The organism is Streptomyces sp. RKND-216, assembly GCF_004795255.1.
GTDB classification, from domain to species: Bacteria; Actinomycetota; Actinomycetes; order Streptomycetales; family Streptomycetaceae; genus Streptomyces; species Streptomyces hazeniae.
This window is the reverse complement of sequence record NZ_SSBQ01000002.1, coordinates 939,827-964,278: the sequence shown is the minus strand read 5'-3', so window position 1 is coordinate 964,278 and position 24,452 is coordinate 939,827. Positions and strand designations below refer to the sequence as shown.

The window sequence follows — 24,452 nt, the reverse complement described above, 5'->3', positions numbered from 1 at the left end:
GACGGCCCCCCTCAGCCGAAGTCCTGGCGGATCTTTTCCTGGTTCGCCGACTCCTGTTTCTCTCGCTCGGTGTACTTCACCTCGGAGTCGTGGAGCTTGCGGCTGATCCCGTCCAGCCGGTCGTGCAGATGCTTCACCTGGCGGTTCCAGCGATCCGCGAGCGCGACGAGCCCTTGCGGCGTCTTCCAGCCACCCGCCCTGTTGATCTTCGGCCCTGCCGCCCGGGTCGTGTCGTCGGCCTCGTTGTCCTTCCGGCGCAACTGGCTGCGGATGCCCACCAACGCATCCGCCGCGGCGGTCAGCTCCTTGGTCTCGACCTTGGTCCGACTCATCTCCCCATCCCCGTCACGTAATCGTCTGCGTGCTCAGCGTGAACGTCGACCGGTCATGCTACAGAGCCCCGGGCGCGGTCGAATCGGGGGGTTCGCGCCATGGTCCCTGCGGACTGCCTGCTCACGGGCGTCGTTCTGCGGATGCCGACGATCCCCGCCGCCTCGCCGTCGCGGCCCGTGCCGAGTGAAGCAAGGCCCGCCGTCGAAGAACTCGGCCGGCTCCGGCGCGAGGTACGTCATGCACCGCAGGTGAACACGTGCGCCCGGAACGGCGGCTGTCGGAGGCGACGGAGGACCTGCGCCGGAGCGGAAGATGAGTACCGCTACTCAGGCTCGGGGCGATAACCGCCGTCGATGATGAAGGCCGACATCGTAGAGACCGGGAGCACGCTCATGCTCAACCGCATCGCTGCCACGCTGGTGCCCGCCGCAGGCCGGCTGTCGGTCACCACCGACCCCGATGCCGCATTCGCGCCGGGCAGCATCCTCGCTGCCAACCACACCTCCCTCGCCGATCCCGCCATCGTGGTCGCCGCCCTGCACCGCCTCGGTATCGAGCCGGTCGTCATGGCAGCCGCGGGACTGTGGCGCATTCCCCTGCTGGGGTGCGCTCTCACCCGCGGAGGACACATCCCGGTTCGTCGCGGACACCGGCGCGCCGCGGACGCGCTCGACGCCGCAGCCGACGCCCTGAGCAAGGGGCGGCTGGTCCTGATCTACGCCGAAGGGGGCTTGCCCCTGCGGCGGGGTGCCGCGGAAGCGGCACCGGGCACCTTCCGCAGCGGTCTGGTGCGGCTCGCCGAACGCACCGGTGCCCCCGTCGTCCCCGTCGGTCAGGCCGGCGCTCGCCGGGTCACCTCGGGCGGCGCCGTCAAGCAGCTCGCAGGGCTGGTCACGGCGCCGTTGCGCCGGCCGGACCTGCATGTGCACGTGGGCGCGCCACTGGCCCTGACCGGCGACCACCCCGCGAGAACGGCCCGGGCCCACGGGGCGGTGACCACCGCATGGCGTGTGGCCGCATCCCGCCTCGGCGAACCCGCTGCGCTCGCCGCATGAGGCTCCGCACGGGAAGCCGTCGCGACCCGGCTACCGACGTGTCAGCCGGATACGGATAGGCCCCCGCACCTCAGTCTCCGTGACGGGCCGCCCAGCCTGGGTCACCTCGACCGTGCCGGCCGCTTCCAGACGCCAAGCCGCCCGGCGGGCCGCTTCCATCAGGGCCCGCCAGCCCTCGCCGTCACCCTCGTAGACCTCGCGTGCGGCGTCGGACGGGCAGATCGAAGCAGTCTCGGCACGGCGCTGCAGCAGGCTCACGATGGCCCGCTCCAGCCGCTGGTCGAGCTGCTCATCCCTCTCCACCACGCTGTCCAGTCTCGCACCGGATCCCAGCACGTCGTGCGTGACTCTCTCGGGTGAGGGGCGGCTTCCTGCTCGACGGGTGGGACGATCACGTCCTGCCGTGCTGCCTGCGTGCGGTGCGCAGGGTGTGCGCGGTGTCCAGGAGGTGGGCGGCGGAACGGCGCCCTGCGGCGGCGGCAGGTGGTTCGGTGCCGCGAAGACGATGCAGAAGTTCGGTTCGCCACCCGGGTTCCGGGCCGAGAGCGAGCTGCAGCAGCAGAGCGTCCTTCTCCTTCGGGGGCATGCCGGCGATCAGCGGGGCGAGTTCCCTCTTCGTGGGCCTGGCCGGCTTCCCGGGGGCGGCTGTCCTGGGCCGCGGCTGCCAGCAGGTCGTCGTCGACACGCAGCAGGTCCGCGAGCGCGCGCTGCGGGCCCGTCAGTTCGTCGAGTCCGCACGGAACGGGCGGCTCGGGACAGGTCTGGTACTCCTCCTCTTCGTCGTCTTCGAGTTCCCAGGCGGCGAGCGCGGAGAGCCAGGCGAGGTAGAGGGGGCGCAGGTCGCCGTCGGCGAGTTCGTCGCGTAGTCCGATGAGGGCGGCCAGGGAGTCCTCGGCGCCCTCCACCCATTCGCCGCTTTCGTCGTCGCTGGTGAGGTCGAGCAGGAGGTGGGTGCGGGTGGTCCATGCGTCGACACGGTGGTCGAGGCAGTACGGCTTCACCGTGGCCAGGGCCAGCGCCCGCTTGGGCAGGCGGAGCATCAGTCGATGGGTGCCCCAGTTGGTGACGTACAGGTGTGCGTCGAAGTAGCGCTCGGTCATGCGACGCGGACCCCCGCGCAGGTCACCCCACTCGTAGGTGTTGGTGAAACTGGTGGCGGTGATCTGGGCCCGGGTGGAGATCGCCCGCAGCTCTTCCCGTTCCTCCCGGCGGAGTGGGCGGTCGAGGGCCTGGAACTCGTAGTACTGGTACTCGCTCACCTCGCGGACGTGACCGCTGCCGCACGTGTCCAGTGACGCGGAGGCGTGCGCACCGACCGCCAAAGACGGCTCTGCCTGCTCGCGACGCGGTGTGCTCCACCTGCCGGGCTGTTCGTCCGAAGCAGCGTCAAGTGCGACGTTGTTGAGGGCTACCTGGCCCGGCCCTGCGTACGCTTGACCGCGCGAGCGGAGAGGAAGGCGCGAAGCCGGGGGCGTCCAGCGGTTCCGGGCCGTCTCCGGGGGCCTCGGCGGCAGCAGCGCGGCAGTCGGGACAGAGATCGTTGTCGCTACCAGGCGCCGGGGTGAACAGGCGCGGCTGTGTGTGGCGCGTGCGGCACTCGCGCATGCCGGTGAGACGCGGCTGCGGGCGTGGGCCGGACGGCGGCGGGGGAGGAGTGTCGGAAAGGGCGTTCGCCAGGCGCCAGCGGAGGAGGGCGACGGTCGAACGCGCACCTGCAAGGCCCTGGGTGAGGGTGCGCCGCAGTTGATCGCGTGGCAATCCGGTGTCCAGCCAGCCGACGGCCAGGGGAGCGAGGTGAAGGGCGGTGTGCCGGGGGAGGCTGAGCCGTGGGTCGTCGCGTCCGAGTGAGTGCAGGAACGCCTCTGCGTCCAGCAGGCGGGTGGACGGCTCCTCGGAGCGCTGCGCGCCGCCGTTGGTCGCTGCCGGCTCCGCCTGGGCGTGCGGCGGCTCTGTCGTCACCTCCGCTGCACGCTCGGGTGCGGACGAGGCGGGTTGGTGGGTGTTCTTCCCGGTGTTCTCTTCTGGTTGACGGCCGACGGCCTGGTCGGTCGGCTCACCGGCGGCCGGTTTCCGGTCACTCGGCCGCGCTTCCGTGAGGCGCGCCCCACCGGGCGCGGGCTGGAGCCCGTCGCGTACGGCAAGCGCTTCCTTCGTGCTCAGCGGTGCGTTGGAGACGAGCTGGACGGTGACGAAGCGACCGCCGCCGGTCTGCGTCCGCCACTCGTGCAGGTAACCCTCGTCGCGGAGTTGGCGTTTGGCGTTCTGGAAAGCGCACTTGCCGATCCCGGCGCGCCGGGCGGTGTCGCTGAGGCACTGCCGGTCTCCGGGCGGGAGCGACAGCTGCCAGTTCAGGAGGGTCTTCGCGTCCGACGACAGGCGGGGATGGCGAAGGATGGCGTTCGGGATCTGCGCGAACGCACGCGCAGGCGCGATAGCATGCCGGAGCATTTCGGGGACTCCTTCGAAGTCCTCGGGGTGTAGGCCCCCGGGCTGGTGCGCTAACACCTCCGGCAGCTGCCTCATGTTCGGAATGGGGCAACCTGTTCAGACGGCAGCGTACACCGCACGGTGACGGTGTGACGACTACTCGTCGCGCAGTGTGATGATCGGCGCGGACAGTGTGGGTGGAGAGCCTCAGCAGGCAGAGTGCTCATGTCCCGGGAGCGAGCACCATCCGGGCGACTGCGGTCATCGCCAGGAGCGCAGGAATCACGAACCACCATTTCCGCAGACCGGCGAGAGCGACGAACGCGGCTGTGACGGCGACCGCAAGGACTTCCGTCAAGAGCCCCAAGCCGGCCATCAACCGGACCGTGTCCGTGACGCTCGTGTCCCACGCCCCCTCCGAGGTCGTCATGAGGGCGTTGAGGATGAAGAAGCCTCCCACGGCATGGAGAATGACCAAGGCGAGGCAACACACCCCCTGGGCGGCCGTCCGCGCCCACGTGCGGGAACGCGGACGGGTCTCGGAATCAGTCACGCAGAGCCTGCCTGGCGTCTTCGGCGTTGTTCGCGAAGCCTCGACCGTAGGCCTGAGCGGCGTCGCTCTCCCAATAGGGGCCTCCGTTGTACCGTGCCGCGAGCTCCTGTTGCTGAGCTGGGGTCATCTCGTCCGCCGGAACGTCGGCGAACTCGCTCTCGGCCTTGAGCTGGGCAAGGTACTCCGAAGCGATGTAGATGTTCGTCCCCGGGTTCTGAGTGGCCTCCTCGACCTCGTTCCACTGGGCCGGCGTCATGTGCTGAGGGTCGTAGCCGAGCACTTCCGCGGAGCGCCGGAGCTGGATGGCCATCGGCCCCATGGATGTCTCGTCGGCTTCGCCGCTGAGTCCGACCTTGTCTGCCACCCACTGAACTTCCGGCCAGGCTTCGTGCTGGTTCTGGCGGTAGTTGTGGGCGATGTCGTCGGCCCACCCCGGGTCGCCCTGCACTTCCTGCCAAGCGATGCCTGCGACCATGTCGGCGGGCAGCCCGGTGTGCTGAGCAGCGTCCCGGATCTGCTCCCGGTTGGCGTGGATCCAGTCGCGGCGGTCCTCGTCTGAGTTCGAGGGGAGCCAGTAGTTGTTTCCCTTGGCCTCCGGCATTCCCTCGAGGCGAGAACGTATCTCCTGCAGCTTCGGGGACACCCGACCGTCTCCGACTTCGCGTGGAATGCCGTCGACCTTCGGTCCCGTTCCGGGAAGAGCGACGAAGGGGTCGTCCGCGGCCTCCCGGACTTCGTTCTCGAACCCAGGCATCCCGGCCAGAAGAGTCGACGGATGAGGGACGTCGCCACGGAGGTCCGGCAGCGAACGATACGCTTTCCGTAGATCGGCTGTGCAGTCTTCCCGTGCCTCCCGTTCGAGGCGGGCGGCGTCTGCGTAGGCCTGTTCGATCTGGTTGTAGTAGTTCTCGGCTTCGTCTCTGATCTCGTCCACATCGACTGCGATCTCGGCGATCCAGTCGAGCACGCCGGTTCGCTTCCGCAGATCTTCCCACTGCCTCATCGGCTCGGCCTGCTGTGCGGTCTCGGTCACCGGAGTGGCAACCCGGGACATGACTTCGGAGAGCTTGCTCTCACAGGACGTGCCGTCCAGGAAGCGTCCCTTGGCTTTCTTCACGGCGTCCGCGTAGTCGTTGAGAGCCTTCCGCGCATCCCGGTAGGCCACCGACAGATCCCTGGCCAGGTACTCGGCCTCGCGGAGTTCTCTCTCGTAGCGGTCGTTGGCCTCGCTGGTCCAGTCCGTCAGCTTCGCCTTGCGGAAGGAGTCGTCCGTCGAATCCAGTAGTTGGTGAAGGCGCTGAAACTCGTCGGCGTTCTGCTCGATCAGTGCCGGGTTGCACAGCTCGAGGAATTCGACGTCAGCACGGTAAGTCATGGCTCACCTGTCCTCGGGGCGAACGAAGTGGCTGTCGGCCAGGATGTCGTTCAACGACCCCTGGACGCCGGCTTCTGTCTCTGCGTACGCCACGCTGTTGGTCTTCAGCTTGGTGGACAGGGCGGCCAGCAGCGAAACGGTGTCCAGAAACTGGTCGTTGGTGAAGTGCGCGAACGAGTAGATCTCCTCCGAGACCTCCTGATGCGACCGCGGAACGCGGGCCGTGACGGATAACTCGCCGTCAGGCCTCCCCTGGTACAGCAGGCCTGCCATCTCCAGTAGCAGATGCGAGCTTCCGTCGATGGACTTGGCACTTGCCGAGAAGCCGCTGGCATGAGATGTCATGTACGCCCCCCAGATCGTCCATGATCGGGTGATACCCATCTTGGGCTTCGGATAGTCGCCAACCCGCATGAACAGGTCGTTTGGCGTGAAGCCGTCATCCAGTCGCAGGCAGGCCCGGTGCCGAATCGGTTCGAGCCTTCTCCCGCAAAGTCCCGACTTCGACGGGTACTGACTCTGGCCTCACCGCTGCGAGGTCTCGCTGAGATGCTCGTCCTAGTTGTATTGCTCATGAGCGTTGTTGACACTCACAGGTCTTGATCATGGCGAAGGCCTCCGTGTGTGGTGGAGGTGTCGAATCTTCACCGCACGGAGGCCTTCGTGTCCCACCGTAATGCCCGTCTGACTCCTTTGAGCAGGCGCCTGCTGGTCGATCGTGAACCGTTCCGGGGTCGGTGGAGGCTCTATGGACTGGCTCCAGCCGCCGGTTGCGGCTGGTGCTGAGCGTAGTAGGTGGCTTCGCATTCGGCGGGCGGGATGTCGCCGATCGCGGTGTGGATGCGGTGGTGGTTGAACCAGTCGACCCATTCCGCGGTGGCGACCTCGATCTCGGCGAGGGTCTTCCAGGTAGTACGGGGTTTGATCAGTTCGGTCTTGAACAGGCCGATCTGAGATTCCATGAGCGCGTTGTCCAGGGCGTCACCGACGCTGCCGATCGAGGCGTCGAGACCGGCGGCCACCAGGTGCGTGGTGAAGGCGAAGGACGTGTACTGGCTGCCGGCGTCGGAGTGATGTATCAGCCCGGGCCCGGCCGGCGTGCCGGCCCGGTCGCGTCGCCACAGCGCCATGTCGAGAGCGTCCAGGACGAGCTTGGCTCGTTTGCTGGTGGCCGCTGACCAGCCGACGATCGTGCGGGAGTACACGTCGACTACGAAGGCGACGTAGACCACGCCGTTCCAGGTGCGCACGTGGGTGAAGTCCGCGACCCACCGCTGGTTGGGGCCACGCGCGGTGAAGTCGCGATTCAGCAGGTCAGCGGCCCGCTCGTGTCCCTCGTCGCGCACCGTGGTGCGGATCTTCCTTCCACGTCTGGCGCCCTGAAGGCCGAGTTCACGCATCAGCCGGGCCACGGTGCAACGGGCCACCGGTATGCCCTCACGGTCCAGTTGCCGCCACACCTTCCGGATGCCGTAGACGCCGTAGTTGTCGGCGTGGACGCGGCCGATGTGCTCCTTCAGTTCTGTGTCCCGGACGGATCGGGGGCTGGGCGGGCGGTTCTTGGCCGCGTAGTAGGTGCTGGTTGCGATCTGCAGTCCGTGTCCGGTCAGGACACGGCAGATCGGCTCGACACCGAACACCTGCTTGAACTCGTCGATGAAGGCTACGAGCGCCTGTGTGGCCGGTCGAGCTCGGCCGCGAAGAAAGCCGATGCGGCCTTGAGGATCTCGTTCGCCCTCTTCAGCTCGGCGTTCTCGGCCTTGAGGCGCTTGATCTCGGCGGCTTCTTCAGAAGTGACCCCCGGCCGCTGGCCGGCGTCGACCTGGGCTTTCCGGACCCAGGTCCGCACGGTCTCCGCCGCACCGATTCCGAGCTTTGCGGCGACCGCTTTCATCGCGGCCCACTCGGTCGGGTAGTTCGGGCGGACCTCCGCGACCATGCGGACCGCACGCTCACGAAGCTCGGGAGGGTAGGGGGACGGACGGGTCATGACTCGATCCTCTCAGGGAATTGAGCCTCCATCAGACCCGGAACGGTTCAATCGTGTCCGTTCCGGCCGCCCGGTGGCCCATGTGGCTGCGGAGATGGGCATATCCCGGGCCACGGCCCACAAGTGGGTCCACCGGTGGCGAGCCGAGGGCGAGCCGGGCCTGTGTGACCGCCCCAGCCGCCCGCACACGACACCGCACCGCACCGATGCCGATACCGAAGCACGGGTCTGCCGGCTGCGGACCGAACGCAAACTCGGACCCGCCCGCATCGGCCCGATCCTGGGCATGCCGCCCTCGACCGTGCACCGGATCCTCACCCGGCACGGCCTGCACCGGCTGGCCTGGATGGACCGGCCAACCGGGCGCATCATTCGCCGCTACGAACGCGAGCGGCCCGGCGAGCTGGTGCACGTGGACGTGAAGAAACTCGGGCGGATTCCCGACGGCGGCGGCTGGCGTGTCCACGGCCGCGCGGAAAGCCGCCTGACCAAGACCGGAGTCGGCTTCGACTACATCCACTCCGTCGTCGACGACTACACCCGCCTCGCCTACAGCGAGGTCCACCCCGATGAGAAGGCCGCCACCTGCGCAGGCTTCCTCCGCCGAGCCGCCGCCCACTTCGCCGCCCTCGGCATCGACCGCATCGAAAGGGTGCTGACCGACAACGCCTGGTCCTACCGCAAGAGCACCCTCTGGAAGCAGTCCCTGATCTACCTCGGCGCCACCAGCAAACGCACCCGCCCTTACCGACCGCAGACCAACGGCAAGGTCGAACGCTTCAACCGCACCCTGCTCGACGAATGGGCCTACCTGCGGCCCTACACCAGCAACGAGCAGCGGACCGCAGCTCTGCAAGACTTCCTGCACACCTACAACCACCACCGCTGCCACACCGCACTCGGCGGCCAGCCACCGATCAGCCGTGTGAACAACGCTCCGGGTCAATACACCTAGTGCCCGATCCCCGCCGGATAAGCGGACGGCATTACCGCCTCGGAACGCTAACCGCGCTGTGCCTGACGAAAGTGCTCGTTGGCGTTCCGGGACGGCGTCAGCGTCGTGTCGGCCGCTGCCCCGGCAGTAGCCGGATGGCAAGCACCGAGCCGTCGGGGTGAAGGGAGACAGGCCCGCCCCACTTCTTGTCCCAAGCGAGCTGAGGGAGCGTGCGGCGGGCGGCATGTACACGCCTGCGGTATTCATCGACTTGCCCATCGGAGAGAAGCTCGAAGAGACCCGCTTCCACGCCGGAGAACGCCTCGACGCGGGGGCCGTTCAATCGGAACACGTGGTCTGTGCCGCTAAATGTTGCCCCAAGGAGTTCGTGACTGACGTCCTGGACGCTGCCGCTCGCGGCGTGCCCGATGCCCTCGAATCGCTTGCGGCCTTGCCGCTCGGTCAGATACTGGGCGGTCGCCTCGCCCGAGCCGGTGAAAGCCGTGAGCCCCGCCGCCGCTGTGTGGCCGAGGGTCTGCTGGAACCAGGCGTGGTACTTGGGCGTCACATGACAGCCGGGTACCGACTCCGGGATCGAGTCCCCCACTTGGGGTGGCTGAATTCCTGGGAAGACGTTCTCCTGCACGGGAACCGTATCCAGACTCACCTTCCCCTCTCCGGGGAGGTTGTTCAGCCAGCCGCCCCGTCCCGTAGCCTGGAGCGCATGAACGGTCACGACGCCGTTCAGCGACAGCTCCGTGCTGAACAACAGACTCGGAGTTTGGTTCCAGTCGCCGATGTGCACGGCCTCGGCGTGGGCCGAGGCTGATGCCAGTTGGCCGGCAGAGTCGGTGGCGTTGCCGTGGTGGCCCTTGCTGGCGACGGGGATGACGAGTGACGGCTCCCCTGGACGCCAGACTTCAGCGAAGTACTGCGGACGGTAGCGGTACTTCACCGTGGGGCCCTTGTCCCTACTGGTGAGCGCCCACCCCGCACGCAGAGCGGTGTCCGCAGGGACGATCGTCACGGAATGATCTGGGAAGCGCCGACCCAGCAGCTGCTTGGTGAGGGTGAGTGCGAAGCCGATACCCAGTTCGCCGGACTGTAGGTTCTTGTACTGCTCCGCGATCTGCCGTCCCTCGTCCGTCAGACCGAGGAAGCGATCCGCTTCGCCTGCGAGAGCCTGGTTGTACTTGAGAGCCCCCCAGTGCTCGGCCAGCCCTCGTCCCGCGCCGCGCCCCGACAGCGTGGTTGCCCGGCCAAGCGTGTGCAGGACGTCCCAAGGACTGACCTCCTGCTGGCGGCTCAGTTCCGTGCGGGGGATCGTGGCCAGGCAGGGTTTGCGGCGGAGGGGTTCGTCTTCCTTCTTCGCCCTCTCCTTGTCGTTTGCGGCTATTGCAGAGTTCACGCTGCCGACCAACTCGTCTCCGGAGCGCACGGCAATGTTGGACGACTCGAGCAGATCCAGAAGTACCTCTTTGACGGACTTCAACGGGTCCTCCGTGCCTCGTGCGGGTTCGTGGACCTCACGAAGGTACGGAGGACCCCGACGGAGCACGCAAGTAGGCAAAGGCGCATTCACCCCTCGCCGAGTCGGTGCCCCCCCAGGTTCCTTCTCCCCGGAACGGGCGTCCGGAGGGGGAATCCCCACAGGCTTCAGGCTGGGGATTCCGTGGAGAAGCGCACCGGCTCCGCCAGGACGGTGCGCGCACCGTCGAAGTCGGCTAGTCGCGCCGACAGCGTGGCTACGGCGAGGCGAGGGGGGAGTGCAGCGGAGAACTTGAGGCCGCGCACGGCCCGCTGGTCGACTTCGGGCAGGACGAGTGCCGGCCCGGTCTGGGCGGACTGGAGGGCCGTACGCCACTTCTCCGGGGTCAGATCGGCACGCAGACGCAGGGAGACGTCGGTCGGGCGCTGGACCGGGTCGGCGATCGAGGCCAGTGTCGCACCCAGTGTCGCGTTGGCGCGGTACCCGGCCCACGTCCACCAGCGGACGTCGTCGCCCTGCCGAGTCACGAGTGTTCCGCCCGGGTGGACGAGTCGGGGCGCCTCCTCGTCACGCCAGTCCTGAAGGCAGGACTCGGCCCGTCGTGTGAGGGAGACCGGCGGGTCGGCTCCCAGAAGGATCTCCCGCATGGCGCGGGTCAACGCGTAGGACAGCCCGGTGAGCGTGCCCCCCGACCACTTGGCTACTCCGCCGCTGTCGACCGGCTCGACGAAGACCCGCTTGCGTCCCCAGTCGATGTACGTCACCTGCCAGCTGCGGCCGGCCAGCAGCAGCCGCCGTGGCCCGGGACGCTCCTCGGTGAGGACCGACGGATCCATCCGGCCGATCTCGTTGCGCCCGGACAGGACGGTGAGCTGGGGTGGTGCCGTGAAGGATGCCGTCAGCTCGATGAAGTGCCGGCGTCCGAAGCGGTGCTCGGCCTGCGGGCCGATGAACAGCATTCCGCCGTCGGTGTCCAGGAAGCCCTGCTCCCGCAGGTGACGCAGGATCGGCGCGGCTGAGCGGTCGAAGGGGGGGAGGCCGTTCCACTGCTCCGGCCAGAGCCGGTCGCCCAGTTTGTGCTCCTGGAGGGTGACGGCGAGCAGCTGCTGGGCGACGAGATGACACGGTTGGGGCGGTGGGACGACCGGTTCGACCCAGTCGCGGCCCCAGAGAAGCAGCAGCCCTGCGGCCTGCAGCAGGGTGTCCTTGCGGGTGGCGAGGAACAGGCAGTTGCGGGTGCTTCCCGCGCGGCGTCCGGTGCGGCCGACGCGCTGGAGGAAGGAGGCGACGGTGGCGGGCGCGTCGATCTGGACGACGCGGTCCAGGTCGCCGACGTCGATGCCGAGTTCCAGGGTGGAGGTGGCCACGATGACGCAGTCGCGTGCCTCGGCGAACGCCTGCTCGGACCGTGCGCGTTCGTCGGCCGAGAGCGAGGCGTGGGACAGGAACACGGTGACATCGCGCGCCCGGAGCGCGGCGCCCAGCTCCTCGACCTGTCGGCGGGAATCGCAGAAGACCAGTCGCTTTTCACCCTTGTGCAGGACCCCGAGGACCTTCGCGGCGTTGGCCAGGGAGCCCACGTAGTCGAGCTCGATGTCTCCCGGTGGCGGGGCTCCGTCGGCAGCGGCTGACGGCCTCTGCGGATCAGCGAGGTCCGGGGCGACGACGCGCCCGGTGCGCCGTCCGGCGCCCGACCCCTGGAGCCAGGTGAGGAGTTCCTGCGGATTCCCGACGGTCGCGGACAGCCCGATCCGCTGGATCTCGTGGCCCGTGACCCGTTGCAGGCGCTCCAGGACCGCCAGGAGGTGCCAGCCCCGGTCGTCGCCTGCGAACGCGTGCACCTCGTCGATCACGACGGCCCGGATCCCGCCCAGCAGGTGTTCGTGGTCCGTCTTGACGCCGATCAGCATGGCTTCCAGTGACTCGGGCGTCGTCAGCAGGATGTCGGGTCTGTCGGCACGTATACGGCCGCGCTGGGACTGCCCCGTGTCGCCGTGCCACAGGGCCGCACGGCGTCCGAGCCACTGAGCGTAGACGTCGACACGGGTCACCAGATTGTTGAGGAGGGCCTTGAGGGGGCACAGGTAGAGCACCGAGGTGCCGCTCCACTGCTGAGCGGCCATGGCGGACAGGACCGGCAGGCAGGCCGCCTCGGTCTTGCCGCCGGCGGTGGGCGCCAGCAGTACGGCGTCCTCTCCGTCCATCACCGGGTCGATCGCGGCCTTTTGCAGGGGACGCAGGTCCGGCCAGCCCAGCGTGTTGACCACGTGGTGCAGGATGACGGGATCGAGCCGGTCCACGGGATCTGCGTCGGGCGTCGTCATCACAGGTCCAGGTCGATGTCGTCGGCGGACGACGATCCGGCCAGGTTGCGCTCGACGTCGGTGAGTTCGTTGCCGCGCACCGTGAACGCGTAGTGCTGTCGCGGGTCGAAGTCTGGAAACTGGTCCACCCGGTCAAGGACGTCGCCGACGAGCTTCTTGAGAAAGAGCCGGGGCGCGACGCCGGCCTTGCCGCCGAGAGCGCCCCCGACCGCGCGGGCGAGGTCCGCGACGTAGGCGTCGTCGACCAGTGTCGTGATCCGGTCCGGTGAGTCTGCGCCGGACGCATAGAGATCGCGGATGCGCGTGCCGAGGCTGGTCAGTGACTCCAGGGTGAATCCGGGCAGGCGCAGCTGAACCGCCCGCGGGTTGTCGAACCGGGCGTCGGTCGTGAAGTCGGTGGCGAGTCGCTGGGCGAGCGGCGGCAGCCGCTGCACACCCTGCTGGCCGTCGAAGAACGCGGGCGTTCCGGTGATGACGAGATAGAGACCGGGGAACCGTCCGGAGTGGACCTCGTCGATCAGCTGACGCAGGGCGTTGAGCGCCTTGTCGCGCGCGTCGGAGCGCACGCGCTGCAACGTCTCCACCTCGTCCAGTACGACGAACAGGCCCTGGTGCCCGGAGTCCCGCAGCACGGTGAGCAGCCCCTGCAGGAAACCGAGGGCACCGAAGTGGTCCAGCTCGCCGCGCACGCCTGCCGCCCGGCGGGACGCCGCCGCCACATGAGGCTGGCCGCCGAGCCAGGCGAGGACGGCCGCCGCGGTCGGCTCGTCGCCCCCGGCGAGCGCGGAACGGTAGCCGCGCAGCGCGGTGGCGAACGAGGGGGCGTGCCGGGACACCTCGCTCAGGCGGGCGGTCAGCAGCTGCTCCACCGCGCTGCCCAGCTCCTCCTCGTCCGCTCCCTCGGCGAGGGCGTCCTCCTCCAGCCCGTAGAACCAGGCGTCCACCACGGGCCGGAGCGCGCTCGGCGGGAAGCTGGTCGTGGAGAGCCGCTCGGTGAGGCGGCGGTAGACGGTTTCCAGCTTGTGGAGCGGCGTCTCCGTCTCCGAGATCTGGATCTCCGCGACGGCGAAGTTGCGTTGTCTGGCGCGCTCCCCGAGCCAGCGGGTGAAGAACGTCTTGCCGGAACCGTACTCACCCCGCACGGCCTTGAAGACGGACCCGCCGGAGGCGACCGTCTCGATCTCCGCGTCGAGCGCGGTCTCGAAACGGTCGAGCCCGGTGGCGAGGAGGTCGAGGCCGCTCTCGGGCACCGCACCGCGCCGGAGTGCGTCGAGGGCGGTGCGACGCCGGGCGGCGGAGACGGGAGAAGAGCGCGGATCGATCACCGGCTCATTGTCCCATCCGCGCCGCTTCGCCGGTCGGACGGTGACGTCACCTGCGGCGGAGGCTGCCGTATCCCAAACCGTCGGTCAGAGAGGCGACGAAGTCGCTGCTCTTCGCGGTCTTGTCCGGCCCGGCCCGCTTCTCCCGCTGGAACGCGTCGAAATGCTCCTGGAGCGACGCCCACAGCGACTGCAGGCGGGTGTCGCTCGGGAAGGCGTCCTCCCGGGCGGCGTTGTTCAGGTTCTCCGGCTTGCTGAACACCCGGCCCACCAGGTCCACGGCCCCGAGCATGGCCAGGTGGAAACGGAGGTTGGTGTGCAGGGAACGGGAGACGGGGTCCGAGGTGGACTGCAGGAACTCATCCACCCGGCGTTGTGCACGGGCCAGCCACAGGTAGACGGGCAGTTCCGTCTTGTCGGAGAACACGCGGCGGTAGTCCGTGTCCGACTTGAGCAGGCTCGAGGGACGGGCGCGGGCGTAGTCGGGCTGACCCAGCGCCATGGCCATCACGGACTGTGCCAGCAGCGGGATGCTGACGATACGGTCGGCGGTTTTGCCCTGGTTCCGGTAGAAGTTCTTTCGCCGGTCGTAGAACCAGTCGTGTTCGAGGAAGTACGACTCGATCTGCCGCTGGATGTCGTCCGTGGCCCGCAGCGAGGCGACGGGCACGCTCGTCTGCCGGTTGGTGGCGCGGATGACGGAGTCACGGGCCGCCTGGTCCACGGTGACGAGGATCCGGACCTGCACCAGCCTGTCGAAGACGGGGTCGGTCGGATCGCTCAGGTAGAGGTCCTTGAGCGTCTCGTGGAGGGTGTAGGAGGTCTGCAGGCCGTTGACGACCTGCACGTCGGACAGGCTGAGCCGCTTGCCGACGGAGGTCGCCTGCGAGCACACGATCGTGATGCCGTTGTTGAGCCACCAGAACTCCGGCGCGTCCGGGTCCCGGAGAGCCGCCGTGATCTCCCGGTTCACCTCCACGTTTCCCTGGTAGTCGCGGACGTTCCAGTCGAAGATGTGGGACTTGATCGCCCCGCTCTCGTCGCTGAGGAAGTCGAGGTACTCACCCAGGGAGACGAGCGCGAGGTGGCTGGTGCCGTGGGTGATGCTCTCCCGGTAGGGAAGCTCGAGGGTGTACGAGGGGAGGGTGCTGGCGCGTCGCCAGAGCTCTCCCGGGCCGAGGAACTCGACCTCTCCGGTGGAGATGGCGAAGGCGTTCTCGAACTGCGCTTCGAGGAGCTTGGCCTTCGCCTGGACCTTGGGGTGTACGTCGCTCGCCTCGCCGCGCGTGACGTAGGAGAACTTGATCAGCACGGTGGGGTGGCGGGTGAGCAGCCGCTGCAACGCCGTGCGGAACAGGCGGAAGCGGGCCAGGAGCTCGTCGGCGTACAGGACACCGACGGTGGCTTCGTCGACCTCCATGTCCAGCAGGTTCTTGCAGGTGGACGCGGCTTTGTCCAGGGCCACCTCCGAGAACCCGGCGCTGGTCTTGGCCTGGATGAGCCACAGGGTTAACCGGGTGCCGTGCTCGACGTTCGCGGCGCCCGACTGAGGCTGGAGGATCTCGCTGTCCTCGTGCAGCAGCCGGCCGCCGAGGAAGACGTACGCCCCGTCGATGCCGCCGTCGTCGGCCCCACCGATGACCCCGGCTTCGATCTCCTCGTCGGAGAGTCCGAAGCCGTGCAGGGCGTGTTCGCTGGCGAACCTCTCGAATTCGGCGTCGAAGGAGAGGGGTACGCCGCGCGCGTGGCGGCGCTCCTCGATCATCTGGTTGATCAGCACGCGGTCGTTGGCGCTCATGTCTCCGGACTCTCGGTGGGCGGCAGGGCGAACGGAACGTCAGGCTAGACCGAACTGCATGCGGAGCAGGGAGAGATGGAGGCGAACGGTGCGGCCGTCCGGCAGCGTCTCCAGCACCTGCACACCGTCGTAGTTGAGCAGTTGGCGCAGGATGGCGGCGAAGCCGTCCGCGCGAGTGGCGGGATACGAGACGCGCTGGGCGAGTGCGGTGACCGGCAGGGTGCCCCCGGCGTCGACGAGTGCACGGATCGCCTTCTCAACCTTGTCCAACGGCGGCTTGCGTGCGAGGAGGCTCATCTGCCCCGTGAACGTCTCCGAAGCGAGCAGCGCCGCGACCAGGGCGTCGTCGGGGCCCACGAGTTCGGGGGTCACCAAAGCGTCCTGATCTTCACGCGCCGGGGCCATGGTGACGTCGAACAACGCGTCGTGCGTACGGGCCAGGTGCGTCTGGGAAGCCGTCGGCCTGCGCCGTGTCTGACGGGCGGGGGCGGATGCCGTCTCGCGGTGAGGGGCGGTGCCGGCCGTGGACGTGGCCGCCTCCCCCTCCCACCAGGCCGGTCGCTGGTCCCCGAGTTCCCGCCAGGCAGGGGGAGGTGTCGCCCCGAACGGCAGGAAGGCCAGGACCGGGATGGTGAACTCGGCGAGGGAAGCCCCGCCGTGGTACCCAGCCTTGCGTGCTGTGTACCGCGAGTCGGCGTCCCACAGGGCGACGATGGAGCCGTCCGGTTCCGGCGCGACGACCCGGCTGCCCTGCAGCGCGACCTCCGCCGTACCCACCGCGCCGCCCGGGGACCGGTGGCGGGCGGACAGGGCCGAGCCGGTCTCGACCTTCCGGCCGCGCCGGTCCACGACATGCCCGTGGTCGCTGGTCAGCACCACCGCCATGCCCTGGGAGGCCGCCACACGCAGCAACTCCTGCAGGCCGGGTACGTGCTCTGCCCGCCAGCTGCCGTCGCCCAGCTTCTGCTCCTTGGCGAGCCGGTCGTCGATCGCGTTGAGGACGACCGCCACGTGCGTACGGCCGTCCATGAGCGCTTCGGTCAGCGCGGGACCGAAGACGTCCCCCGCACTGTCGGAGCGCAGATCGTCCTTGTGGAACACCGCAGCGGGTGCGCCACGCCAGAGCGGCAGGGCGGGGAAACGCTTGGCCTCGTCCTTCTGGGAGCCGTGCGACAGCTTTCCGGAGAACAGCGAGGTGCGGGACACGGAGGTGAGGGTGGGAAGCGCCGCCGCCATGGCGCGCCGTCGCGGCGAGTCCTCGCCCACCGGGTCGAACTCGGCCCAGGAGGAGCGCAGTTCCTCGCCCAGCTCGGTGGCGATGGCCGCGCTCATGCCGTCCAGGACGATCAGTAGCACGCGCCGGTCGGTGGTGCCACGCACCACCGGCTTCACGACCCGCTCCAGGAAGGTCTCCACCGTCAGCGGGCCACTGCGGGGGTCGTTGCCGTCCGCGGTCCAGTGCGCCAGCTCGCGGGCGAAGTCACGGTCGATCTCGTGGCGTCGCTCGCGCGCGCGCTCGGCCAGCGCGTCGTAGGCGGCTCGCAGCCGGTCGTCGGGATCTCCGCCGGCCTCGATGTGCTCCAGCGCGCGATCCACCCAGGCGGTCTCCCGGAGGTGGCGGTCCATGGCCTCACCGACGCCTTGCGTCTCGACGGCCGGTTCGGTGGCCAGCCACCGCAGGAGTCGCCCTGCCATGCGGGTCCGCTCGATCCGCGCCCGCACGTCCGGCACGTCTGCGCGCCGGTGCTCGCTCAGGGACTGTACGGCCGCGTCGAGCGGTCCCGGCTCACCGGCGGCGAGGGCCGTCCCGACCTCGGTGAATCGGGCTTCCAGACCGGCCGGGAGGAGGGGACTGGTCCGGGCGGCGGCTTCCGCGCCGAACTGGCGGACGAGTACCGAGGCACGCTCCAGGACCGTGTCGCCGGTCCGCCGCGCCTCGCGGGCTTCTTCCGGGCCGGCGCCGTTCCTGGTGGCTTCGGCGAGCAGGATGCCGACGTATTCCTCCGCGGCCCGGCCGAAGGCCGTCGCCATGGCGTCGAGCTGTTCTCCCCGCGCCGGGGGAGGGTCCCCGAACCACCGTTCCGCGCGACCGCGCGCCTGGTAGACGGCCGCATCCGGTTCGGCGTGGCACCACAGCGCGGCACAGACGAGACCGAAGGCCACCGCGTCCGGCCCGTGCTCGGCCTGGACCAGGGCCATCAGCGCACGCCCGCCGAGCCCGGCCTGGTCTGCCTCGCCGAGGAAGGAGGACAGGCCGGTACGCTCCGGGCCGCGCAGCGCCAGGAACCGCTCCGGGCCTCCCGGGAGAAGGGACCATCCCAGGAGGGTGTGGGTGTCCAGCCGGTCTGCGGACGCGGTGTGGTCCTGCGGCAGCGTCTCGTCACGGTAGCTGCCCAGCCCCAGGCGTCGCAGCGCCAGCGCGGACAGCGCGGTCCTGCGGGACAGGACGTGGCCCCCCAGCCGGGGCCAGCCGCCCCGGGGAGGCGCCGCGTCCAGCAGTGCCTCCCCGGCCCACTTCTCGTCCCGCAGCCGCAGTTCGACCTGCTCGGCCCCGAATGCGTCCCGCACGACATTCCACCTGTCCACCGTGTCGACGCGCTGCCGGTGGGCGCGAGCGAGGAGGGCCGGGTCCAGTTCGTGCTGCTCGCGGTCGGTGAGGATCACCAGGACGTCCGGGCCCGTCGCCGCCTCCGACAGGTGCGCGAGCAGCAGCTCGTGCACGGCCAGTGGGGAAGGGGCAGCCGCGATCCGGGCCGACCGTCCGTCGCCCCAGACGTGTTCGGCGGGACCGTCCCACTCAGGTGCGGAGCGCAGCAGCACGGCCCGTCGCCGGTCCCGGCCTGCCAGGGCGTCGGCGAGCGAGCTCTGTGCGGACAGGAACTGGGTGATCGTCGGGAGAGTCAGCCGTGTCGCCACCGCGCTGGTCGTCGTCGCGCTCATCCTTCGACGACCCGCCAGGTGATCTCGACCGTGGCCCCGGGCTGCTGGGCCACCAGGTCTGCGATCTCGGCCTGCAGCTCGGCCACCGCCCTCCCGGCCGTCGTCAGGCCGCCTCCGGAGTGCTTCACGCGCCCCTTCGCTGGCGCGCCGGTGCCGGCTGTCTGCTGCTCGGGCACGGGCGGCTGACTGGTCGGGGTGTCGAGGGGCACGTCGCCCGAGCGCGGGGCCGGGGGAGCGGGCTGCGGAGCCGGTGTCGCCCGGTTGCGCTTGACGAGCGCCAGCACCTCGCGCTGGGCCTGGGCCAGTGCCTCCTTGAGGTCGTTGGTGCGCTGGTCGCTCTGCGCGGCGTTGCGCAGGGACTCCAGCAGTGCCTCGCCCTCGGGGCCCTCGGAGGTGGCCAGGTCCAGGGTCGTCCAGGACGTGGAGTCCAGCGCCTGCGCCACCTTCCGGGCCTGCTTCACGGAGGTTCCGAACCGGTCGGCGCCGATGTCACCGAAGTCGAAGGCGGCGAGCGTCTCGACGGTCTTCCGGGCGGAGGCGGCGCCCTGGCCGGCCGAGCGGGTGAGTTCCTGGAGCAGGGTGGACGCCCGCCGCGCGAGTGCCAGGCGCCCGCTCTCGGCGGTCTCGTCGAGGCGGAGGAAGCCTGCGTGCCGCTCCAGTTGGGCCACCAGCTCCTTGGCGTCCTCGTGATGGTTCTTGGACTGCTGGGCGATCTGCCGGGCGAGCTGGTTGACCATGCGGCCCCGGCGCAGCGTGGGCGCCGGCTCGCCGAAGAGGGCCGTGAACCGCTGACGGGCCGTCTCCCACACCTCTTCCGAGGGCAGCGGCTGGCTGCGCAGCGCGTCGTGGTCCTTGACCTCGTTCAGCGCGGGCGCCGGGTCGAGCGGTGTGCCCCCGCGCACCCACACCCGGTCGTCCATCTCGGCGAACGAGGCCACGACGAGCCGGGCGAGGAATCCCGGCAGGCCGCGCGGTGTCGGCACGTCCGTCCAGTCGGTGAGGGCGATCAGGCTGAGGTCGCCGGTCACCCGCTGCTCGCGGGCGAGCTGGCGGAAGTGGTCGGCCCAGTACTGCGACAGCTCGAAGTACGCCTCCTTCTGCTGCCCCAGCCGCAGCGGCGTGGCCACCCGGCGCATCAGCGGCCGGTCCCCGGCGGGCACTTCCGCGCGCCCGTCGCGCGCCTCCGCGGCGGCCTGGACGTGCGTGAACACCTTCCTGGCGTCGGCCGGCTTGACGACGCCGCCGTTCTTCTCGGGGTCGAAGTCCGGATGGTCCGGGTACTGGCTCGCCAGCAGCTTGTCCGCGATGTGCCGGATGCCGTCCCGGAGTGACTGGCCGAAGGACAGGGTCAGGCCGTCGACTTCGCGCAGGGACTCCAGGTGGTCGGCGAAGCCGAGTTCCACGTCGGTGGCCTTCTTGTCGGCGAGGCCGTAGGCCTGCTTGAAGGCGGCTTTCACGTTCTTGAGCAGCGATTCCCGCTGGGTCTCCAGGAGCCCCTTGGCTCGCGACCGGTTGTCGGGACTCAGGTGGTTCGCGTACTGCCCGTCGAAGCGCTCGCTGTCGGAGAGCACCTTGTCGATGACGACGAGGCGGCGAAAGTCCAGGTACCGCTGGCTGGACAGGTGGGTGGGCAGCCAGGCGACGCTCCGGGACGGCTCGCCCTGACGCTCGCGCAGCCGCTGCATCCGGTTGGCATCCTCGCGCGGCCCCCACTCGCTCTCGTCGAAGGGGAGGTCGATCACGATCCGCCAGTGCCCGTCCTGCTGGGGCATCAGGTCGTGGTCGGGCAGTCCGTCCTCGTCGGCGACGTTGCCGAACACCACCTCGACGCTGCGGTCGGTGCCCCGCCACACCCAGTGCAGCTCGTTGATCAGCTTGTCCTGGGAGATGCCCAGTTCCTCGACGAGGATCCGCTTGGCGAGCGACTCGCGGTTGCCCGAGTTGTCGTTGACGTTGGCGTTGGCGATCACCGAGTCGACGTCGACGCCGGACAGTTCGAGCCGGACGCCGGGGTTGGCCTCGGTGCCGGTCTCCTTGATCTCGGGGAAGCGGCCCGCCCACTCGGCCACCTTGTTCTTCAGGATGCCGTACTCGCGGCCCGGGATCGGCGCGACGACCGAGCCGTAGTTGAGTGCGGACAGGCGCCGGATCGTGAGGTCGGACAGCGCGGGCACGCTCGGGGCGAGCGCGGACAGCAGCAGCGTCCCGACGATCCGGTTGTCGCCGGTGAACTGCTTGAGCCGGGCGCGCAGGTCCGGGTCGGAGATGCTGTCGGGGCGGTGGGCGTACTGCTCGACGTCCTCCTCCGACACGTTGTGGGTACGCAGGAGGTAGGGCCGCAGCTTCGTCCGGTACAGCTTGTCGGACGCCTCGAAGACCACCTTCAGTTTGTCGGTGAAGGGCTTGTCGCCGCCCGTGGTGATCAGCGGGTACAGGTCACCGACCGGGATCAGGTCGCCCAGCCGCAGCTCGGCCCGGTGGTCGGCGAGCAGCTGCCCCATCAGCTTCATGCCGGTCCGGTTGCGCTGCAGCGCGGAGGACACGTGCACGAGGGTGTCCATGAACGCCGGCGAGAAGGGGTACGTCAGCCGGAAGCTCTCCTCGTCCGCGCCGACGCCGTCGGCGCCGCGGTCGGAGCCCAGCAGGGTGTCCCACACCTCCTGGCGGATCTTGCGCGTCTTGTCGAACTCGGCGGCGATGCGAGCGGCGGCCTCTTCGTCCCGCGGCCTGAGCAGGCGCGCATGCGCGACCTGCGGGAGGTTGCGGTCCTCCAGCGTGATCTTGTCGAAACGCCCGGAGGCCAGGTTGAGCGTGTCCTGGATGGACGCTTCGGCCGCCCCCGACACCTCCTGCCCGACCAGCTCGCGCAGGTCGCGCTGACGGGCGATGAAGGAGATGACCGGCACGGCCCGGCGGGCGTCACCGCCCTCCACGAAGTTGGTGATCTTGCCGGCTTCCTTGGCCACGAACCTCTGGTCGTGGATGAGGGTGGCGAGCCACAGGATCAGCTCGTCCATGAAGAGGATCAGCCCGTCGTAGCCCAGCGACTTGGCGTGCTCGGCGATCACGGACAGGCCGGCGTCCAGGGAGACGAACCCGTGCTCGTCCTCGGCGGCGTTCTTCGCGAAGCCCGGCAGCAGGTGCGTGCTCGCGTCCTGCACCAGCCGCGCCCGCAGCTCGGCGGGCCGTGACGGGCTGACCAGATTGAGGGCCTCGCCGCCCTCGTGGACCTCCTCGGCACCGAGCGCGGTGTCGAGGAGCTGAGGCGTCCAGCCGAACGCCTCGCCCCACTCGTCCTCCTCGTCGGTCGCCGCCCCCTCGCCCGAGGAGAGACCCGCGATGACGGCCGGGTCGCCCATCCGGGCCCGCATCGACCGGATGTCGTCGAACAGCGCGTCGGTCCGGTACACCTGCGGTGTCGGGGCATCGGGGTGCAGCTTCTTGACGTGGCTGACGTACCCGCCGAGCACCCGCTGCTCCAGGGACTTCGCCCCGAGCATGTGGTACGGCACCAGCAGGAACCGCTTCCCCTCGGTGGCGAGCCACTCGTGCTTGGTGAGCACCGGGTCCAGGTCCGTCCGCGCACGGGCCGCCGGAGCCCCGCTGAGCAGCGCGTGCAGCACGGCCATGAAGTGCGACTTACCGGAACCGAACGAGCCGTGCAGGTAGGACGCCTTGGACCGGTGCCCCTCGAGCGCGGACCGGATCAGGCCGAGCGCCTCGTCGAAGTTCTCCAGCAGCCGTTCGGTGACCACATAGTCCCGCAGCGCCCGCTCCGCACCTTCGGGACTCGTGGCCTCCGAGAGCTGGAGGACGAAGTCCGAGGTGGAGATGGACTCCTTGATGTCGATGACATCGCGGAGCAGGGGCGGCTGCTGTGCCATGAACGATCACTCTCCGAGTGCTTGCTGCGCGGGCTCATCCGATCGTATGGCGTGACACGGACAGCGTGGGACCACTTTTCGCACACGGCCGACTACGCGAGCGCGGGCGCCTTCGCTCGAGTCGCCGGATGCACGAGGGAGCGCAGCTTGTCGCGCGTCTCCTGGTCCGTCGAGTAGAGGATCGTGCCGACCATCCCCCGGGTCAGCAGCACTTTGTAGGTGTTGCGGATCAGCAGGTCGATCTCCTCGTCCGGCGTCGCCTTGGTGAAGATCGGGTCCTTGGACGCCGCACGGTTCAGAACCCACTGGTCCGTTCGCCACACCAGGTCGGGCCCGATGATGACGCCGGACCAGTCGTACTCGAAGCCCTGGGCGGTGTAGACGCAGCCGACCTGGCCGAACCCCTCCGGGCTGGTGGCCCACAGAGGCGCGGGAGGGGCCCCGAGGACGGACCGGTCGCCGTAGACGTTCCAGGGCCGCGCCCACTGCCCGATGACGACGTCGGCGGGCAGCTCGGTCATCTCGGGCGTGATCTTGGTGGTCCACTTCCAGCAGTAGCCGGCCGACATGCGCGCGCCGTAGCCTTCCGCCCGTCGGGCGAGCAGGAAGTCCTCAAGCTCCTGCGGGCTCTCGGCGGTCCGCAGCTGCAGCTTGCCGTCTGGCTCCCAGGCGCTGGGTGTGCCGCCCTCCAGGCCGAGCAGGTCGAGCACCCACTTCTCGTACGCATCGCTGCCGCCGCAACGGAACTGGCCGTCCAGATCCACGGAGGTGAAGTCCAGGTTCTTCTCAGCCGCGGCCTGCTGGATCTCCTTGCTGGTTCCCATCTCGCCGGGACGCACCACCTGGTGCTGGTCGAGGAGGAACACGGGGACGCGGGCGGCGTCGATCAGCTCCGCCACCTGCGGGCGGCCGGTGCGCAGCTCGGCCCTGGTGTAGCGGTTGGCGGAGGTCTTGCGCAGCCGGTGGGCCTCGTCGCAGATCAGCACGTCGAGGCCGTTCGGCTCGGCGTCCATGAAGCTGTTGAAGTACTTGAACAGCCGCTGCACGGCGGGTTTCCGTACGCCTGCGATCTTGCGCATGGTCTTGGTGAAGGACCCGGAGCCGGTGGCGTGCAGAGCGGAGTCGCCGCGACGGTACAGCTCGCCCAGGAGGGAAAGGGCGATCACGCTCTTGCCGGACCCGGGGCCGCCGTTCACCACGATGACCTGCTTGTGGTCGGACCGCCTGGCCTTGCGCACGGCGGACATGACCTTCTCGTAGGCGACGCGCTGCTCGGCGAGGAGCACGAACTGCTCGCGGTCGCGGATCTCGTCGGCTGCGACGGCCATCAGTTGCTTCGACGGCCGGATCCTGCCGTTCAGCAGGGCGTCTGCCGCCTCCGCGCTGGGCTTCGCGGCGAGCCGCGAGCGGAGGAAGTCCAGGAAGGCACCGCGCTGGTCATTGCTGTAGAGGCTGCCGTGGAGGTCCTCGTCGACGCCTCGCAGGCCCGCGATGCGGTTCTCGGGCGCGTTGTGCAGGAAGGCCACGCCGGCGAGAGAATCCGGGAGCCGCTCCAGCGCGCCGTTGAACGACAGCAGGTACTCGCAGTACCCCCGGACCTGCTCGATCGGATTGAGCACGGCGTCGCGGTAGGCGTCGATCCGGCACAGCAGCGGCCCGTCCTCCTCGTCCGGGCGGGCGGCGCTCCACTGCTTCAGCTCCACGATGACGTACGACGGCTCACCAGTGGTGGGGTGCACGCCCGCGAGCACGGCGTCGGCGCGCTTGCTGGTGAGGGGCAGGCTGTACTCGAGGAGCACTGCGACGTCGCCGAGGCCCGCGTCCATGAGGGCGTTGACGAGAGCGGGGATGCTGCGTTCCCACGACCGCACCTCCGCTTGCCCGGCATTCCGGCCGTGCAGGTGACGGAAGTTCTCGGTCAGTTGCAGCGCCAGCGACCCTTCGAGGATGCGGGCGGCCACGGACGACGCGGATTCACGCAACAGCAAGAAGATGCCCCCAGGCAGCACGAAGAAGACTCGTGCGGGT

At 69.4% G+C, this 24,452-nt stretch carries 17 protein-coding genes; 2 read left to right on the top strand and 15 right to left on the bottom strand.

Translation table 11 applies throughout. The features are described from left to right. Positions 1 to 11: 11 nt before the first annotated feature. The gene (locus tag E4198_RS04315; protein WP_136181984.1) at positions 12 to 332 is read right to left on the bottom strand and encodes a hypothetical protein; all 321 of its coding nucleotides are present in this window, start codon (positions 330 to 332) and stop codon (positions 12 to 14) included. 393 nt (positions 333 to 725) lie between these two features. Here E4198_RS04315 and E4198_RS04310 point away from each other — a divergent pair, with 393 nt between their 5' ends. Beyond that, complete coding sequence (locus E4198_RS04310; RefSeq protein WP_136181983.1) at positions 726 to 1,388, top strand: lysophospholipid acyltransferase family protein; 663 nt, start codon at positions 726 to 728, stop codon at positions 1,386 to 1,388. Positions 1,389 to 1,418: 30 nt separating this feature from the next. On the opposite strand, the gene E4198_RS04305 is transcribed toward E4198_RS04310, so the two are convergent. The 7 genes from E4198_RS04305 to E4198_RS04275 form a co-directional block, all read right to left on the bottom strand. Beyond that, on the bottom strand, positions 1,419 to 1,694 hold the full coding sequence (locus tag E4198_RS04305) for a DUF3253 domain-containing protein (RefSeq protein WP_136181982.1): 276 nt from the start codon (positions 1,692 to 1,694) through the stop codon (positions 1,419 to 1,421). Further along, on the bottom strand, positions 1,643 to 2,647 hold the full coding sequence (locus E4198_RS04300) for a hypothetical protein (protein WP_210732777.1): 1,005 nt from the start codon (positions 2,645 to 2,647) through the stop codon (positions 1,643 to 1,645). The genes E4198_RS04305 and E4198_RS04300 overlap by 52 nt, the downstream gene beginning before the upstream one ends. A 127-nt stretch (positions 2,648 to 2,774) precedes the next feature. Beyond that, positions 2,775 to 3,836, bottom strand: a complete 1,062-nt coding sequence (locus E4198_RS04295; RefSeq protein ID WP_136181981.1) for a hypothetical protein — start codon at positions 3,834 to 3,836, stop codon at positions 2,775 to 2,777. 202 nt (positions 3,837 to 4,038) lie between these two features. Next, entirely contained in the window at positions 4,039 to 4,275 is a 237-nt protein-coding gene (locus E4198_RS04290; RefSeq protein ID WP_136181980.1) for a hypothetical protein, read from the bottom strand. 85 nt (positions 4,276 to 4,360) lie between these two features. Beyond that, complete coding sequence (locus E4198_RS04285; protein ID WP_136181979.1) at positions 4,361 to 5,743, bottom strand: hypothetical protein; 1,383 nt, start codon at positions 5,741 to 5,743, stop codon at positions 4,361 to 4,363. 3 nt (positions 5,744 to 5,746) lie between these two features. Continuing rightward, positions 5,747 to 6,088, bottom strand: a complete 342-nt coding sequence (locus E4198_RS04280) for a hypothetical protein (RefSeq protein ID WP_136181978.1) — start codon at positions 6,086 to 6,088, stop codon at positions 5,747 to 5,749. A 401-nt stretch (positions 6,089 to 6,489) separates the two neighbouring features. Continuing rightward, positions 6,490 to 7,733, bottom strand: a protein-coding gene (locus E4198_RS04275) for an IS3 family transposase (protein ID WP_136181977.1) whose coding sequence is annotated in 2 segments (ribosomal slippage) — positions 6,490 to 7,451 and positions 7,451 to 7,733 — 1,245 coding nt in all. Because the reading frame shifts where the segments join, the coding sequence is not laid out codon by codon here. On the opposite strand from E4198_RS04275, the gene E4198_RS04270 reads away from it, so the two are divergent. Further along, positions 7,732 to 8,688 carry an IS481 family transposase gene (locus tag E4198_RS04270; RefSeq protein ID WP_136181976.1) on the top strand — a complete coding sequence of 319 codons (957 nt, stop codon included), beginning with the start codon at positions 7,732 to 7,734 and terminating at the stop codon, positions 8,686 to 8,688. The two genes, E4198_RS04275 and E4198_RS04270, sit on opposite strands and share 2 nt — an antisense overlap. Before the next feature lie 97 nt (positions 8,689 to 8,785). Here E4198_RS04270 and E4198_RS04265 read toward each other — a convergent pair whose 3' ends face one another. From E4198_RS04265 to E4198_RS04235, 7 genes are all read right to left on the bottom strand, one after another. Beyond that, complete coding sequence (locus tag E4198_RS04265) at positions 8,786 to 10,159, bottom strand: hypothetical protein (RefSeq protein WP_136181975.1); 1,374 nt, start codon at positions 10,157 to 10,159, stop codon at positions 8,786 to 8,788. 164 nt (positions 10,160 to 10,323) lie between these two features. After that, positions 10,324 to 12,480 (bottom strand): DEAD/DEAH box helicase, encoded by a 2,157-nt coding sequence (locus E4198_RS04260; RefSeq protein ID WP_136181974.1) that lies wholly within the window; start codon positions 12,478 to 12,480, stop codon positions 10,324 to 10,326. Beyond that, entirely contained in the window at positions 12,480 to 13,805 is a 1,326-nt protein-coding gene (brxD, locus tag E4198_RS04255; protein WP_136181973.1) for a BREX system ATP-binding protein BrxD, read from the bottom strand. The genes E4198_RS04260 and brxD overlap by 1 nt, the downstream gene beginning before the upstream one ends. Before the next feature lie 46 nt (positions 13,806 to 13,851). After that, entirely contained in the window at positions 13,852 to 15,600 is a 1,749-nt protein-coding gene (locus tag E4198_RS04250; RefSeq protein ID WP_136181972.1) for an AIPR family protein, read from the bottom strand. 39 nt (positions 15,601 to 15,639) lie between these two features. After that, on the bottom strand, positions 15,640 to 18,540 hold the full coding sequence (pglZ, locus tag E4198_RS04245; RefSeq protein ID WP_136181971.1) for a BREX-2 system phosphatase PglZ: 2,901 nt from the start codon (positions 18,538 to 18,540) through the stop codon (positions 15,640 to 15,642). Further along, positions 18,537 to 22,424, bottom strand: a complete 3,888-nt coding sequence (locus E4198_RS04240; RefSeq protein WP_136181970.1) for a phage resistance protein — start codon at positions 22,422 to 22,424, stop codon at positions 18,537 to 18,539. Before E4198_RS04240 ends, pglZ begins: the two co-directional genes overlap by 4 nt. A 92-nt stretch (positions 22,425 to 22,516) precedes the next feature. After that, entirely contained in the window at positions 22,517 to 24,412 is a 1,896-nt protein-coding gene (locus tag E4198_RS04235; RefSeq protein ID WP_136185182.1) for a DUF2075 domain-containing protein, read from the bottom strand. Positions 24,413 to 24,452 lie beyond the last annotated feature (40 nt).